Origin of the sequence: Bacillus cereus (assembly GCF_007678085.1) — a bacterium.
Classification (GTDB): Bacteria; Bacillota; Bacilli; order Bacillales; family Bacillaceae_G; genus Bacillus_A; species Bacillus_A cereus_BE.
On record NZ_VEDW01000063.1, the window covers coordinates 1 to 200 of the forward strand.

Here is a 200-nt window from a genome sequence, read left to right on the forward strand (position 1 = left end):
ACCATCGGCGCTAGAGAGCTTAACTTCCGTGTTCGGTATGGGAACGGGTGTGACCTCTCTGCCATCATTACCAGACTTTTATCATTTTAGACATTTCTTTCAAAATGTCAAGAAGAAAATTATATATTCCTTCAAAACTAGATAACATTGCTACATATTATATGGTTAAGTCCTCGATCTATTAGTATTCGTCAGCTCCA

General features: G+C 37.5%; 1 rRNA gene. It reads right to left on the reverse strand.

Annotated features, from left to right (window positions below):
• A 5S ribosomal RNA gene (rrf, locus tag FS742_RS27395) occupies nt 1-75 on the reverse strand; the annotation flags it as partial.
• Nucleotides 76-200 lie beyond the last annotated feature (125 nt).